Below are 14525 nucleotides of genomic sequence, written 5' to 3' on the forward strand. Positions count from 1 at the left end.
CCGGACACCAGCCTACCGCCGCGTCAGCGGGCTGCGGGCCGCGCGCAGACCGCGACGCCGGGCTCCCGGAGGCTGCCGAGGACCAGGTGGTCCCCGGTCGCACAGACGCTGGTGACCATGCGGAAGCCGGAGCGGCGGCGGGTGAGGTGGTGCACGGTCCGTCCGGCGTCGTCGAGGGCCATGACCCCGATCGTGCCGCTCGGGCGGTAGGGCGCGTGGACGGCGGTCCGGGCGGCGGCGCCGCGCACGGCGGGCGGGGTGCGGTGCAGGACGTCCAGCGGCGGGACCCGCGGACTGGCGAGCGCGACCCACAGCGGGCCCCCGGGGCCCTCGCGCCAGAGGTTGTCCGGCATACCGGGAAGCGCGGCGAAGAGGTCGGTGCGGCCGGCGCGCGGGCCGGTGAGGTGGTAGCGGGTCAGCCGGCAGGCACCGGTCTCGGCGATCACCAGGAAGGCGCCGTCGCCTCCGGCTGCCAGGCCGTTGGCGAACTGCAGCCCCTCCAGCAGGACGTCCGGCTCGCCGCCCTCGGGCGCAAGGCGCAGCAGGCGTCCGGTGCCGGTGTGTTCGACGATGTCACCGATCCACCGGTCCAGCGGGTATCGGCGGCTGGAGACGGTGAAGTACACGGTGCCGTCCGGCAGGGCGACGACGTTGCTGCAGAAACGGAGCCGCTCCCCCGCCACCGAGTCCGCGAGCACGCGCACGGCGCCGGCGGCGCCTTCCACGGGATCGACGCGCAGCAGGCCGCGTTCCGCGTCGCACACCAACAGACCGCCGTCCGGGAGCGGTTCGAGCCCGAGCGGACGGCCGCCGGTCTCGGCCAGCACCTCCACACGGGCTGTGCGCGGGTCGCCGAGATGGTGGACGCGCAGGATCCGCCCGTCCTCCGCCCCGGTCAGCACGCGTCCGTGCGCGTCGGCGACCACGTCCTCGGGGCCCCGGGCGCCCAGCGAGACGTAGTGGAGCGGGACGAGTGCCGTCGGTCGGTCCATGCGCGGTGCCCTTTCGCCGTCGGTCGCCCCCGCCTGCCCGGCCACTCTGTCCTGCCCGGCCTCCGCTCACCACCCCTTCTCGAACATCCGGGCCACCTCGGCGATACGGATCTCGTCGCGCCGGTAATAGGTGCGGCAGCGGATGCGGCGGGCGCGCAGCACACCGAGGCGGGTGAGGAAGTCCAGGTGGGCCACGGCGGTCCGGCGGGGTACGCCCAGCTTGACGGCCACGGCCCGCGCGGTGACGCCCCTCGCGACGGGGTCGCGGCGGCAGTGCGCCGGGAAGTTGTCCGCCGGGTCCTTGAGCCATTCCAGGATCGTCTGCCGCATCCGGCCCGAGGGAGTTCCCATCATTGCGTCCGCCTCCGTCCCCGGCCTCCTCATACGCAGTGTTCCCACTGTCGCCCCGGCGACTCCGTCACGTCCGGGAGTCGTCGGTCGTTGTCCGGTACCGAACGGCCGTACCGCATGAGCAATTCGGGGGGCCGGCGCAAACCGCCGACGATCCACGACGTGGCGCGCGAGGCAGGCGTCTCGCGCGGCACCGTCTCACGTGTGCCGAGGACCACCAACTTCCATGTCCTGCTGCGCGGTTGCACCCGGGCGCCGGCCGCGCACGACATCCCGCTGCTGATGATCGCGGGCACGGAGGGCGAACGGCGCCGGATGACGCGGCACATCACCGCCGGGCATGTCGACGGGGTGCTGCTGGTGTCCAGTCACTCCGGCGATCCCGTCGCCGAGGAACCGCGGGGGAGGGCGTGCCGCTCGTCGCCTGAGGCAAGCCGATCGACCGCGGCTCCAAGGTGAGTCATGCGGCCGCCGACGACCGGGACGGCGCCCGGGACATGGTCCGGCATCTGCTGTCGCCGGGCCGGCGGTGAGGCGGGCGCGCAGCGGCTGCCGGCGCAGGCTCCGCGTGTGGATGCGGTGTTCGTCGTCTCCGACCTGATGGCGCAGGGCGTGCCGGCGGCGCTGCACCGGGCCGGGAAGCGGGTGCCCGACATCGCCGTCGGCGGCTTCGACGACTCCCCGGCGGCTACGGCCGCGGCACCGGCGCACCACCATCCGTCAGCCGTGGGACCGGATCAGCAACGAGATGGTGCGGGTGCTGCTCGCGCAGATCGCCGGCGAGGACACGGCCACGGTGATTTCTGCCCACGGAGCTGGTGCGGCGCGAGTCGGCCTGCGCGGTAGCGCCCCTTGGGGCGCTACCGCGCAGCGGGGCGGACCAGCCCTGTCTCATAGGCGAGGACCACCGCCTGAGCGCGGTCGCGCAGGCCCAGCTTGGCGAAGATACGGGCCACGTGGGACTTGACCGTGGCCTCGCTCAAGGTCAGCTCGGCGGCCAGTTCCGTGTTGGACAGGCCGCGGCCCATCAGGGTCAGCACCTCCCGCTCGCGGGGTGTGAGCGCGGCCAGGTCGGCGGGCACGGGCTTGGCCGTCCGCTCGGCCTCGGCCGCGTACCGCTCCACCAGGCGCCGGGTGATCTGCGGGGCGAGCAGGGCGTCGCCGGTGCTGACGAGCCGTACGGCCGCCGCCAGGTGCTCCGGTGTGACGTCCTTGAGCAGGAAGCCGCTGGCGCCGAGGGCGAGAGCCTCGTACACATACCGGTCCAGGTCGAACGTGGTCAGCATGAGCACTCTGCAGTCCGGGGTCCGCTGCAGGATGCGGCGGGTGGCCTCCAGGCCGTCCATGGCCGGCATGCGGATGTCCATGAGGACGACGTCCGGGCGCAGTTCGCCCGCCGCGGACACCGCCTCGGCGCCGTCGGCGGCCTCGCCGACCACCTCGATGCCCCGGGCGGTGAGGATCAGCCGGAAGCCGGTCCGGATCAGCGTCTGGTCGTCGGCGATCAGGACCCGGGGCGCCCGCTCGGGCGCGACCCCCGTCATGGCCGGTCCAGGGGGATGCGTGCGCGGACGCGATAGCCGCCGCCGAGTCTGCGGCGGGCGTCGAGGTCACCGCCGTACACCGCGACCCGCTCGCGCAGACCGAGCAGGCCGCGCCCGGTGCCGCCGGCCGCCGGTCTCGGGATGACCTGGGCGGTGCCGGTCAGCACGCTGGGGCCGGTGTTGAGCACCTCGACCCGCAGGGCGTGGTCGGCATAGCGCACGGTCACCTCCGCCTTGCCGCCGTCGCCGTGCCGGAGCGCGTTGGTCAGGGCCTCCTGGATGATCCGGTAGGCGGTCACGTCGATGCCCTGGGGCAGCGGGCGCGGCTCGCCGGAGACACGGACCTCGACCGGGAGCCCGGCGAACGATATGCGGTCCACGAGCGGGCCGAGCCGGTCGAGGCCGGGCTGCGGGGCGAGCGGCGTGCTCACCGCGTCCGCGTCCGCACCCGCGCCCTCTTGCGCGCCCGTTCCCGGGTCGGTGTCCGTGCCGTCCTGTGCGGGCGCCAGCAGTCCCAGCAGATGTCTGAGGTCGGTCATCGCGCCCCGCCCCGCGTCCTCGACGGCCCTGAGAGCCGTCGCCGCCTCGTCCGGCATCGTCCCCAGCACCTCGCGTGCGGCGCTCGCCTGCACGACCATGAGGCTCACATTGTGGCTGACGATGTCGTGCAACTCCCGGGCGATCCGGTCGCGTTCGGCCGTGATCGCGGCCTCGGCCGCGCTCTCCCGCTCGCGCTCCAGCAGCCAGCCCCGCTCCCCGACCGCCGTCTGCCAGCGGCGCCGGGTGCGCACCAGCGCCACGCCCATCCCGGCAACGGCCGCGCACGCCACCGCGAGCGCCGCCGTCAGCACCTCGTAGTCCCCCATGCCGTTCATGGTCGCAGACGGCACTGACAGCCGCATCGACCTGGGGGTTCATCGTTCTGCATCCCCAGGATGAGCCCTGCGGCGCAATGCCGTCCGGGGAGGGATGCCGACCCCGTCGTCCCACGTCTAGCGTCCTGTCCATGGTCACCGAGGTGAGAACGGGAGACACCGTCGTACGGCTCGACGGTGTGCGCAAGGAGTACGGCGAGACGGTCGCGCTCGACGGGGTGTCGCTGGACGTCCGGGCCGGGGAGGCGGTCGCGGTGATGGGCCCCTCGGGGTGCGGCAAGTCCACGCTGCTCAACATGATCGCCGGCCTGGACCGGCCGACGGCCGGCAGTGTCGTCGTACACGGCGAGAACGTCGGGGAGCTGAGCGAGAAGGGGCTCGCGCTGTTCCGGCGGCGCCGGATCGGCATGATCTTCCAGTTCTTCAACCTCATCGACGACCTGTCGGCCCTGGACAACGTGGCGCTGGCCGCCCAGTTGACCGGCACACCGGCCCGGCAGGCCCGGCGGCGGGCGCTGGAGCTGTTCGAGGAGCTGGGCATCGCGGACCGCCGCAACGCCTACCCGTCGGTGCTCAGCGGGGGTGAGCGCCAGCGAGTGGCGGTGGCACGGGCGTTGATGAACCGGCCCGCGCTGCTGCTGGCCGACGAGCCGACCGGCGCGCTGGACAGCCGGGCCGGGGAGCAGGTGATGGATCTGTTGCTGGACCTGAACCAGATCGGCCAGACGCTGGTCATCGTCACACACGACCGGCAGCTGGCGCAGCGCTGCGCGAGCCGTCTGGTGGAGCTGTCCGACGGCCGGGTGACCGACGAGCACACCCTGGAGCCGTCGGTATGAGAGCGGTGTGGAAGGCGGCGCGTGCGGCGGCGCGCAGGCGCAGACTGCAGACGGTGGTGATCTGGCTGGTCGCACTGGTGTCGACAGGGTCGATCGTGGTGGCGCTGGGGCTGGTGGACGCGGCGTCGGCGCCGTTCGACCACGTCTTCGCCGGCCAGCGCGGGCCGCATGTCACCGCCGTGTACGACCGGGAAGCGGTGTCGGACGCCCAACTGACGCGCGCGGCACGGCAGCCGGGCGTGGAGGCGGTGGCGGGCCCGTTCCCGCAGGCGACGTTGGAGATCCCGCGCGGCCCCGGTGACTTCGGCATCGGCGGCGAGGCGACCGTGGTCGGCCGCCCCGGCCCCGGCGGCCCGGTGGACCGGGTGGACCTGTGGGCGGGCCGGTGGCCCACCCGGCCGGGCGAGATGGTCCTGAACCGGCCGTCCGACTGGAGCGCCGACGACCTCGGCAAGAAGTGGCACCTGCGGTCGGGTCCGACGCTCACCGTCGTCGGGTTCGCCTTCGATCTGAGTCATACGGCGGACGTGTGGGTCGCCCCGGACCAGATCGCCGCCCTGCACCCGAACGCCTCCCAGATGCTGTACCGGTTCCGGGACGCGTCGTCGCAGAGCGGGCTGCGCGCCGGGCTGGGCGAGGTGACCGCGGGTCTGCCCGAGGGCGCACTCACCGGTTCGCAGACGTACCTGGCGCTCAAGCACCGGATCGGCAGCAACGCGCGCGGGTACGCGCCGTACCTGATGGCGTTCGGCGTGCTCGGCATCCTGGTCGCCGTCCTGATCGTCGCCAACGTGGTGGCCGGAGCGGTGGTCTCCGGGTTCCGGCACATCGGCATCCTCAAGGCCCTCGGGTTCACTCCGGGACAGGTCCTGGGCGTCTACCTCTCGATGATCTCCCTGCCGGCGGTGCTGGGCTGTGCGCTGGGCACACTGGCCGGCAATCTGCTCGCCAAGCCGTTCCTGCAGTTCGTGTTCACCGGGCCCATGTCGGGGATGCTGCATGACAAGTTGGGCATCGCGCCCTGGGTGAATCTGCTCGCGCTGCTCGGTGTGCCGCTCGTCTGTGTGCTGGCCGCGCTGGGCCCTTCGGTGCGGGCGCAGCGGCTGCCGGCCGTGCGGGCGATCAGCGCGGGCAGCGCGCCACGCGCCGGTCGGGCACTCGGCATCCAACGGCGGCTGGCCGGCCTGCGGTTGCCGCGATCGGTGAGCCTCGGTGTCGGGCTGCCGTTCGCCCGGCCCGCGCGCAGCGCGCTCACCCTGGCCGCCGTGGTGCTGGGCGTGACGACGGTGACGTTCGCGACCGGCCTGGCCGCGACGTTGACCGGCTACGGGAACGCCGGTCACCGCGCCTACGACGTCACCGTCTACGTGGGCGGCCAACGGCACGGCAAGGAGGTGCACCCCACGCACAGCGACCGGCAACTCCAGTCGATGCTGGGCGGATTGCCCGGTGCGAGCGGGGTCACCGCGCGGGCGGACGACGAGGCGCTCCTCGTCGGCACCACGCAGGTGGTGATGTTCGAGGGCCGGCGCGGACCCGATCCGCACCTGGACAGCGTACTGACGCGGGGGCGCTGGACGCACCGTACGGGAGAGGTGCTGGCCTCCTCGGCCTTCCTGCGCAGGAACGAGGTGGGCGTCGGCGACCGTCTGCGGCTGCGGAAGGGAGCCCGTGAGGAGGTGGTGACGGTCGTCGGCGAGACGATGGACAACGACGACCGGCTGATCATCGGCACCTGGCCGACGATGACCGCCCTGATCCCCGGCGAGAAGCCCATCGCCTACCACGTGAAGCTGCGCGAGGACACGGACATAAAGGCGTACGCCCGTGCCGTCGCGGCCGCCGACGAGGGGCTGTCCGTACAGCTGACCGAGCCCAACAGCGTCACCGGCGCCATCGTCGGTTCCGCGACCGCCCTCACCCTGATGCTGTCCCTGGTCGCCTCCCTCGGTGTCTTCAACACGGCCGTGCTCAACACCCATGACCGGCGCCGCGACCTCGGCATGCTGAAGTCGATCGGCATGACACCCGGCCAGGTCACGGTGATGACGGTGACGTCGATGGCGGTGCTCGGCACGCTGGGGTCGGTGCTGGGCGTCCCACTGGGCATCGCGGCCTACGAGGCGGTGATCCCGCGCATGGCGGCGGGGATCGACATCACTCTGCCGTCGTACATGACGGATGTCTGGCATGCGCCGATCCTGGCGCTGCCGGCCCTCGCGGGCGTCCTGATCGCGGTCATGGGCGCGCTGGTCCCCGCCCGGCGCGCGGCCCGGCTCACCGTCGCGGAGGTGCTGCACAACGAGTGACGCCCGGGGAGCCCGCAAGCGGTCAGGATCGAAGAAGCCGCGGCGGGCTCCCCGGCCCTAGCGTGAAGTGCACCGGCGGAAAGACGCCGCCGGGCCACGCACCTCAGAAGGAGAGTCCCATGACCGCCGGCCTGCAGACGATCATCTACCCCGTCAAGGACCGCGACCGTGCCAAGGCCCTGTTCACGGTTCTGCTGGGTGTCGAGCCGTACGTGGACGAGCCGTACTACGTCGGTTTCAAGGCCGAGGGACAGGACGTCGGCCTCGACCCGAACGGACATGCCCAGGGACTGACCGGGCCGGTGCCGTTCTGGCACGTCACCGACCTCCGGGAGCGGCTCGCGGCGTTGGTGCAGGCGGGCGCCGAAGTGGTCCAGGACGTGCGGGACGTCGGCAACGGCAGGCTCGTCGTCTCGGTGAAGGACCCGGACGGCAACCTGGTCGGCCTCCTCCAGGACCCGGTCGTCTGAGCGGCGGCGCCGACATTCTTGCGCCCGCACTATTTGCATACTCAATGACTGGCCGGATCGGTGCTACGGTGCGGGTATGGCAGTCAAGACGGCCGACGCCCGGCTCGAGGAACGATGGCGGGACATCCTCGCCGTGCACGCACGCACGATGTGCGAGATCGACCGGGCCCTGCACCCGCACGGGCTGGGCGCCAGCGACTTCGAGGTGCTGGACATCCTGGCCTCCGAGTCGCCCGCGGAAGGCGACCAGTGCCGGGTGCAGAACCTGGTCGGACGGGTCCATCTCAGCCAGAGCGCGCTGTCCCGGCTGATCGGCCGGCTGGAGAAGGACGGGCTCGTGAAGCGCTCGGTGTGCGCGGAGGACCGGCGCGGGGTGTGGGTGGCGCTCACCCGCAAGGGCCGCGCGCTGCACGCCGAGGTGCTGCCACTGCAGCGCGCCGTGCTGGAGCGCATGCTGAGCGAGCAGCAGGGTGGGAGCAGCTGAGCGAGCGGCAGGGTCAGAGCAGCAGCTCGGCCCCGTCGAGCAGGACCTCGACGCCCTCCTCGGCGGCACGCGCGCGTGCCGGTGACGCCGGATCGAGAAGCGGGTTCGTGTGGTCGAGGCGCGTGTGGATCCGGCGTGCGCCGGGACGGCGTGCCGGAGCCGCCACAGAGCCGTCGGGACCGGTGACCGGGAGCTGTCCCATGGCGGCCTGCCCGGAGCCGGACCGCACCGCCGTGCCCATCGCGTCGGCCGCGAAGAAGGTGCCGTCCAGCAGGACGCAGTCGGCCTGGGCGCACAGGTCCTCCAGCGCCGGGCTCCAGGCAGCGACACACGGCGCGTAGACCAGCACTCCCCCACTGGCCAGGTCCTCGACGCGATACGCCGTCATCCACGGGCCGGCCGGTTGCGGCGCCTGCGCCGGTACATACGCCGGGATCTTCACGCCCACCGGGTGGGCCGTGACCACCAGCCCGCCGGCCAGCACGAATCCGCCCTCTGCCAGGCTGTCCGGCCACTCCCAGGGGGCATAGCGGTCCAGGGCGGCTCGGGCGGGAGCCAGGACGTCCCGCACCGGCGGGGCGGCGTACACCTTCAGGCCCGCCGCTCCGCGCAGCTCGGCCAGGCCGGTGACGTGGTCGGGCTCGGCGTCGGTGAGCAGCACACCGCGCAGCGGGGTGTCCCGGGGACCGCGGCCGGGCCGGAGCGCCGGCGTGGCGGTGAGCTGGGCGCGCAGGTCCGGCGAGGCGTTCAGCAGCCACCAGTCGCGGCCGTTGCCGGTGACGGCCGCGCATTCCCGAGTACGGGAGGGCAGCCGGCCGTCCCGGGTGGCCGTGCACAGCGCGCAGGCGCAGTTCCAGGGCGGGAAGCCGCCGCCGGCAGCGGTGCCCAGCAGGACGACCCTCACGACATCGGCTCCTTCGCGCGCCGCTTCCGTCTTCCGCTGAGGGTCTTCCCTGCGGGCGGCGGGTGATCCCCGGGTGCAGGGTCCAGTTCCGGCCGTCGTGCAAGGCCCGCTTCGGGGCGCTGGTCACCGCGCCAACAAGGTGCGTACCCCCTGTGACGTGAGGGTCAGGGCGTGGGTGGAGTTGCCGTCGATGGCCAGGGAGAGGTCCTCGTCGGGCCATTGGGAGGCCAGGGCGCCCAGCGGTATGAGGCGGTAGCGCGAGACGAACGGCAGCAGTCCGGTCATCTCGCCCTCCGTGGTGAAGACGGGGACGACCGGGTCGCCTCCGGGCTGTTCGAGGACGGGCAGCGCCACGCTCGTGGCATCGGCGCCCTCCCCGTCGATCGCGTCGTCCGGCACGGGGACGAGCACGTCACTGTGGGCGAGGACGTCCAGCGCGGACTGGTCCTCGGCGTTCACGGCCAGCGCGTCCAGCGCCTGCTGGGCCGGCGTCGGCAGGTCGTCGTGTGCGGGTGTCTCCATGGCAGATCCCCAGGTAGCGGCGGTCGTACGGGCCACCCGGGGCGGTTGCACCCGGGCGTGCTCCCGCCTCGCGTACCCGGTGGGCGGCGGCGCATGCGTGAGGATCGGCGGAGGTCCGGTGGGGGCCTGGAAACGTGCGTCCGGAGACGGTGAGACTCAGGACAGCCGTCAGGCGGCGGGTGGGCCGAAAGCCAGGGTCAGTCGGAAGTGGCCGGGGTCGAGGAGCGTGACGACGTGTTCGACGAAGGCGCCGTCGGCTGCCCGGCCGGTCCGCCGCGTCTGCAGGAACCAGTCCCCCGGCGTGCGCCGCAGCAACTGCGCCTCCCGGGCGTCGACCGGCTGCCCGCTGATCCGCTGCTCCCCGTGGTCCGCGCGCAGCCCGGCCCGCAGGAGCAGTTCGGTGAGCGGCTCCTGGGCGAGGCCGCGGGCGGGCAGCTCGCGGATCACGGGCACCGGTGGCAGGAAGCTGCGCTCGTACGACACCACGGTGCCGTCCGAGGCCGGCTCACGGGTGCGCTCCACGCATACGAACACGTCCTTCTCCAGGCCGAGCTCTGCGGCGAGTGCGGCGTCGCGTGTCTCGCGTACGGCGAGGGTCCGCACCGTGGTGTCCACGCCCGGCACGGCCACGGCGCGGGCCCAGCCGAGCCGGTCGTCCAGCGGGCGGCCGTCGAAGAGGGCGTAGGAGCCCTTGCCGGTGCGGGTGGTGATCAGGCCCTCCTCGGACAGTTCGGCAAGGGCCGCGCGGATGGTCGTACGGCTGACGCCGAACCGCTGCGCGAGGGCGTGTTCGCCGGGGAGCCGCCGGCCGGCCGGGCGGCTGCCGCCGCGGATCTCGCGAGCGAGGATCCGGCTGATCCGCTGGTGCTTGAGCGGGACGCCGGTCACGGTCGGCTCTCCGCGAGCAGGTCGTCGACGGTGGTGATCCGGACGAGCGGCTGGTACAGCCCCATGATCTGCAGGGCCTTCAGGTGCGAGTCGTCGTCCACTCCGGCGCAGGCGTCCGCGACCACCAGAACCTCGACGCCGGCGTCGGCGGCGGCCAGGGCGGTGGACAGCACACAGCATTCGGTGCTGACACCGGCCAGCACCAGGCGGTCGTCCGGACCGACGCGGGCGGCGAGCTGCGGGGTCCACTTGCCGAAGGTGGTGGCGTCCACGACATGGGCGGCGTGCTCCGCGAACTCCTCGGACAACTGCCACAGCTCGGAGTCCGGGGGCTGGAGGGCGAAGGGCCATCGGTCGTAGTAGGCGCGCCAGGCCCCCGTGGGTGTGCCGGGGGCCAGGAAGCGGGTGAAGGTGACGCGGTCGTCGAAGGACGGCAGCAGGCTGCGGACGCCCGCCACCGCGTCGGCGTACCGGGGAGTGGCCCAGGGGCTCGCCGGGGCGGCGAAGACGTGCTGCATGTCGATGACGGCGAGGTGCCCGGCGGTCATGCGTTCAGCACCCCCTCGTCGGTGACCGGGCTCGGTGCCTGCGCCTCCTGGGCGCGCACCCGGCCCCGGCCGAGCAGCAGGGTGCCGGTGAAGGCGAGGGCCAGTGCGACCAGGACACCGAGGTTGGCGTACGCCCAGGCACCGGTCTTGCCGCCGAGGCCGAGCGGGGAGAGGAGGTAGCCCTGCCAGGTGAGCCAGCTCGCGGCGGTGTTGGTGACCAGGCCCCAGCCGACGGCCGTGGCGGCGAGGGTGAGCAGCAGGGGCGGCAGCGGGATGTCGCCGTAGCGGCCGTGCGGGCGGTAGAGGTCGCCGTCGTCGTAGTCGCGGCGGCGCAGGGCGAGGTCGGCGAGCATGATGCCGCACCAGGCGGCGATGGGCACGCCGAGGGTGGTGAGGAAGCCCATGAACTGGCCGAGGAAGTCGCCCGCGAAGAAGACGATGTAGACCGAGCCGGCGATCATCAGGAGGCCGTCGAACAACGCGGCCAGGTAGCGGGGCACGCGCAGGCCGGCGGAGAGCAGGGCGAGGCCCGAGGAGTAGATGTCGAGGACGGCTCCGCCGACCAGTCCGAGCACGGCGACCACTGCGAAGGGCACCAGGAACCAGGTGGGCAGGATCGTCGTCAGCGCACCGATCGGGTCGGCCGCGACGGCCTTGCTCAGGCTCTGGGAGGAACCGGCCAGCAGCAGGCCGAAGACCAGCAGGAGCAGCGGGGCCACGCAGGCGCCGAAGGTGGTCCAGCCGATCACTCCCCGGCTGGAGGAACTCCTGGGCAGATAGCGGGAGTAGTCGGCGGCGGCGTTGACCCAGCCGAGGCCGAAGCCGGTCATCATGAACACCAGCGCGCCGACGAACTCCTGCGCGGAACCGGCCGGGAGCGCACTGACCGTGCTCCAGTGGACGTGGTCGGCGACGAGGGCGATGTAGACGAGTGTGAGGACGCCCGTGATCACGGTGATGAATGTCTGCAGCCGCATGATCAGGTCGAAGCCCATGACCCCGCCGACGACGGTCAGCGCGGCCACCACCATGAGGGCGACCACCTTGGTCTCGGTGCCGCCGCCCCAGCCGAGGCGGCTGAAGACGGTCGCGGTGGCCAGCGTGGCGAGCGCGGTGAGGACGGTCTCCCAGCCGACGGTGAGCACCCAGGAGATCACGGACGGCAGGCGGTTGCCGCGGACTCCGTAGGCCGCCCGGCTGAGCACCATGGTGGGCGCCGAGCCGCGCTTCCCGGCGACCGCGATGAAACCGCACAGCAGGAACGAGACGACGATGCCGAGCACACCGGCGATCAGCGCCTGCCAGAAGGAGATGCCGAAACCGAACGCGAAGGCGCCGTAGCTCAGTCCGAGAACTGAGACGTTGGCCCCGAACCAGGGCCAGAACAGCGTGCGCGGGGTGCCCTTGCGGTCCGCGTCGCCGATCACGTCGAGCCCGTGGGTCTCCACCTGGATCGGCCGGGCGGGGGATCTGCCGTCGGTGCTTGCGAGCGGGTCCTGCGGGTGCGTCATCGCCGAGCCACCTGTCCTACCTGTCCAGACGTGTCTGATCAGGCACGCTAGCGCACGGGGGGTCAGGGGGCCACGAGCCGCAGGAACGCCTGGGCGGCGCCCGGGCGCCGGCGCCGGCTCAGCGGTCGAACTCCTCCTGGATCGGTGTCTTCGGTTCCTCCCGCAGATGCTGGGAGAGGCCGGGCTTGCCTCCCTCTCGTGCCTGTTCCGCACGCTGTGCCGCGGTGTGGCCGAGGTCCGAATCCGGGTCCACCCGCACCGACCTCGCCACGTCCTCACGGCCCGTGTACTGCTCGGCGGGGATGCCGCGCAGGGCCTTGACGACCTCTTCGGACGCGCCTGCCTCCCGCGCGGCCGAGACCAGGTGCTCCTTGTCGGTCGGGTAAGACACGTCCTTCAGCGCCGCCAGCACCTCGGGGACGCTGGTGTGTGCCGTGCTCATGACGCCTCCTTCACTCGTCGTCCTGGTCGCTGTTGCCGTTCTCGTCTGCGGTGTCCGATCCTTCCGTCTGGGACGGCGTCGTGCGCGGCGGCTGCTCCGCCTGCGCGTCTCCGGGCTCCCGGTCGCCCTCCGCCTGGGAGGGCGTGGACTCGCTCATGGGGGCCTCCCTCACGTGTCCTTGCCTGTTCCGAAGTCACCGAGTACCCGTCCGCCCGGGGACCCATGACCGGGAGGAATTCGTGAATCCGCCGCCGGGCCGTGGGTACCTGGGCAGTCCCGGCGCAGCATGCGGCGCCGGCGTACCGACCGAGCACGATCTCACCGCCTGGAGGAACCATGGCGGGTATCAACCCCCCTGATCTGCAGAAGGCACTGTCCGGCGCGGAGTACCCGGCCAACTCGGAACAGCTCCGGAAGGTCGCCGAGAAGAATCACGCGTCCAAGGAAGTCACCGAGCGCATCGCACACCTCGGCAAGAAGGAATTCCAGAACCCCGCCGAGGTGAGCAAGGCGGTCTTCCAGAACGAGTGACGAACCACGGCGCGCGGCGGCCGGGCATCCCGCTCCGGCCGCCGCACGTTCCGTCTGCGCTCGTCGCTCACCGCCCACCGCTGGTCACCGGCGCGGGGCTGACGGGTGGGGCTGCGGTTCGCCCTTGTTCCCGCCGGCCGTGCGCGAGGTTGCGGGCTCGGGCAGGGTGCGCAGCAGCAGCCAGCTGAGCGCCGGCATCAGGGCGAGCGGGGCGAGAGCGGTGCGCAGGGAGGCGGCGTCGGCGAGCCGGCCGATGAGCGGGCTCACGAGACCGCCGACGCCGACGGCCAGACCGAGGGTGATCCCGCCGGCTGTGCCCACCCGTGTGGGCAGGTAGTCCTGGCCGAGAGTGACCTGGAGGGAGAACGGCACGTAAAGGCCGGCGGACGTGAGCGCGACGCACGCGTACAGAGCGGGACCGGGGACGCACACCACGCCCGCGACCGCCACCACCGAGACCAGATATGACCAGCGGCACACCGTGACCCGGTCCCACCGCTCCGCCAGCGCGCCGCCCAGCACGGAGCCCAGCGCGCCGCCGAGATAGAGCACGAACAGCGCGGTGGTGCCGGCGGCCCTTCCTCCCAGACGCTGCGCGGCGTACAGGGAGAGGAAGGAGCTCAGCCCGGTGAACACGACCGAGCGGCACACCACGGCCAGCGACAGCTTCACGAACGCTGCCATGTCGTCGGTCCCGGCCACCGGCGCCGTACCGGCCCGGACGGACCGGCGTCGCTCCGGTGCGCGCAGGACGGCCATGCACAGCGCGGTCCCGGCGAGCGCCGGCAGCACCAGCAACGGCGTCCAGCGCAGCCCGCCGGTGCCCACGACGGCGGCGACCAGCAGCGGAGCCAGGGCGAAGCCCGCATTGCCACCGAGCGAGAACCAGCCCATGGCGCGGTGTGCACCCGCGGCCGCCTGCCGCGCGACCCGGGCGGACTCGGGATGGTAGGCGGCCACGCCGATCCCGGACAGTGCCGCGCACCCCAGGGTGAGGGCATAGGCGTCGGCGAGCCCGCTCAGCGCGATGCCCGCACCGGCCAGGAGCGTACTGACGGGAAGCAGCCAGGGAACGGGCCGGCGGTCGGTGAGGGCGCCGAAGAGCGGCTGCGCCACGGACGACAGCAGGGAGGCGGCCAGTACGACACCCGAGGCCGCGGCATAGCCATAGCCGCGCCGGGCGACGAGAAACGGGATCAGGGAGGCGACGGCGCCCTGGTAGACGTCGACGCACGCGTGCCCGGCGGACAGCAGGGCGATCGATATGTTCCTTCGCACCCCGTCATGCTCCGGCCCGGCCGGGCTGTCGTACTTC

Annotated in this window: 17 protein-coding genes and 1 pseudogene; 6 read left to right on the plus strand and 12 right to left on the minus strand. The window is 72.8% G+C overall.

The genetic code is table 11. The annotated features are described in order from the left end of the window. Positions 1–23: 23 nt before the first annotated feature. Both ACIGXP_RS00995 and ACIGXP_RS01000 read right to left on the minus strand, forming a co-directional pair. Positions 24–992 (minus strand): SMP-30/gluconolactonase/LRE family protein, encoded by a 969-nt coding sequence (locus ACIGXP_RS00995; RefSeq protein WP_399762723.1) that lies wholly within the window; start codon positions 990–992, stop codon positions 24–26. 66 nt (positions 993–1058) lie between these two features. Beyond that, complete coding sequence (locus ACIGXP_RS01000; RefSeq protein ID WP_399762725.1) at positions 1059–1346, minus strand: ArsR family transcriptional regulator; 288 nt, start codon at positions 1344–1346, stop codon at positions 1059–1061. A gap of 114 nt (positions 1347–1460) precedes the next feature. Between ACIGXP_RS01000 and ACIGXP_RS01005 the strand changes: the two are divergent. Then, a pseudogene (locus ACIGXP_RS01005) lies at positions 1461–2176 on the plus strand (LacI family DNA-binding transcriptional regulator); the annotation flags it as partial. Positions 2177–2203: 27 nt separating this feature from the next. Here ACIGXP_RS01005 and ACIGXP_RS01010 read toward each other — a convergent pair. Next, positions 2204–2887 carry a response regulator gene (locus ACIGXP_RS01010; protein WP_399762727.1) on the minus strand — a complete coding sequence of 228 codons (684 nt, stop codon included), beginning with the start codon at positions 2885–2887 and terminating at the stop codon, positions 2204–2206. Then, on the minus strand, positions 2884–3753 hold the full coding sequence (locus ACIGXP_RS01015) for a sensor histidine kinase (RefSeq protein WP_399762729.1): 870 nt from the start codon (positions 3751–3753) through the stop codon (positions 2884–2886). Before ACIGXP_RS01015 ends, ACIGXP_RS01010 begins: the two co-directional genes overlap by 4 nt. 140 nt (positions 3754–3893) lie before the next feature. On the opposite strand from ACIGXP_RS01015, the gene ACIGXP_RS01020 reads away from it, so the two are divergent. The 4 genes from ACIGXP_RS01020 to ACIGXP_RS01035 all read left to right on the plus strand — a co-directional run bounded on the left by ACIGXP_RS01020 (position 3894) and on the right by ACIGXP_RS01035 (position 7864). After that, positions 3894–4601 carry an ABC transporter ATP-binding protein gene (locus tag ACIGXP_RS01020; protein ID WP_399762731.1) on the plus strand — a complete coding sequence of 236 codons (708 nt, stop codon included), beginning with the start codon at positions 3894–3896 and terminating at the stop codon, positions 4599–4601. Further along, positions 4598–6910, plus strand: coding sequence for an FtsX-like permease family protein (locus ACIGXP_RS01025; protein WP_399762733.1), 2313 nt, complete (start codon positions 4598–4600; stop codon positions 6908–6910). The genes ACIGXP_RS01020 and ACIGXP_RS01025 overlap by 4 nt, the downstream gene beginning before the upstream one ends. 119 nt (positions 6911–7029) lie before the next feature. Further along, entirely contained in the window at positions 7030–7380 is a 351-nt protein-coding gene (locus ACIGXP_RS01030) for a VOC family protein (protein WP_399762734.1), read from the plus strand. Between the two features lie 76 nt (positions 7381–7456). Beyond that, the gene (locus ACIGXP_RS01035; protein ID WP_399762736.1) at positions 7457–7864 is read left to right on the plus strand and encodes a MarR family winged helix-turn-helix transcriptional regulator; all 408 of its coding nucleotides are present in this window, start codon (positions 7457–7459) and stop codon (positions 7862–7864) included. A 13-nt stretch (positions 7865–7877) separates the two neighbouring features. On the opposite strand, the gene pqqB is transcribed toward ACIGXP_RS01035, so the two are convergent. The 7 genes from pqqB to ACIGXP_RS01070 all read right to left on the minus strand — a co-directional run bounded on the left by pqqB (position 7878) and on the right by ACIGXP_RS01070 (position 12836). Then, complete coding sequence (gene pqqB, locus ACIGXP_RS01040) at positions 7878–8768, minus strand: pyrroloquinoline quinone biosynthesis protein PqqB (protein WP_399762737.1); 891 nt, start codon at positions 8766–8768, stop codon at positions 7878–7880. A gap of 123 nt (positions 8769–8891) precedes the next feature. Beyond that, positions 8892–9290: an SseB family protein gene (locus ACIGXP_RS01045; protein ID WP_363219071.1), complete on the minus strand. Its 399-nt coding sequence runs from the start codon at positions 9288–9290 to the stop codon at positions 8892–8894. 168 nt (positions 9291–9458) lie between these two features. Then, positions 9459–10178: a GntR family transcriptional regulator gene (locus ACIGXP_RS01050; protein ID WP_399762739.1), complete on the minus strand. Its 720-nt coding sequence runs from the start codon at positions 10176–10178 to the stop codon at positions 9459–9461. After that, positions 10175–10726 (minus strand): cysteine hydrolase family protein, encoded by a 552-nt coding sequence (locus ACIGXP_RS01055; protein ID WP_399762741.1) that lies wholly within the window; start codon positions 10724–10726, stop codon positions 10175–10177. The genes ACIGXP_RS01050 and ACIGXP_RS01055 overlap by 4 nt, the downstream gene beginning before the upstream one ends. Further along, a complete protein-coding gene (locus tag ACIGXP_RS01060) occupies positions 10723–12237 on the minus strand; it encodes a purine-cytosine permease family protein (protein ID WP_399762743.1) in 1515 nt (504 codons plus the stop codon). The genes ACIGXP_RS01055 and ACIGXP_RS01060 overlap by 4 nt, the downstream gene beginning before the upstream one ends. Positions 12238–12355: 118 nt before the next feature. Beyond that, positions 12356–12679: a DUF2795 domain-containing protein gene (locus tag ACIGXP_RS01065; RefSeq protein ID WP_363219067.1), complete on the minus strand. Its 324-nt coding sequence runs from the start codon at positions 12677–12679 to the stop codon at positions 12356–12358. A gap of 10 nt (positions 12680–12689) precedes the next feature. Beyond that, a complete protein-coding gene (locus tag ACIGXP_RS01070) occupies positions 12690–12836 on the minus strand; it encodes a hypothetical protein (protein WP_363219065.1) in 147 nt (48 codons plus the stop codon). Positions 12837–13015: 179 nt separating this feature from the next. Here ACIGXP_RS01070 and ACIGXP_RS01075 point away from each other — a divergent pair, with 179 nt between their 5' ends. Then, entirely contained in the window at positions 13016–13210 is a 195-nt protein-coding gene (locus tag ACIGXP_RS01075; protein WP_363219064.1) for a DUF2795 domain-containing protein, read from the plus strand. 84 nt (positions 13211–13294) lie between these two features. On the opposite strand, the gene ACIGXP_RS01080 is transcribed toward ACIGXP_RS01075, so the two are convergent. After that, entirely contained in the window at positions 13295–14488 is a 1194-nt protein-coding gene (locus ACIGXP_RS01080; RefSeq protein ID WP_399762745.1) for an MFS transporter, read from the minus strand. Positions 14489–14525: the final 37 nt, after the last annotated feature.

Source organism: Streptomyces sp. NPDC053069, assembly GCF_044546895.1.
Taxonomy (GTDB): Bacteria; Actinomycetota; Actinomycetes; order Streptomycetales; family Streptomycetaceae; genus Streptomyces.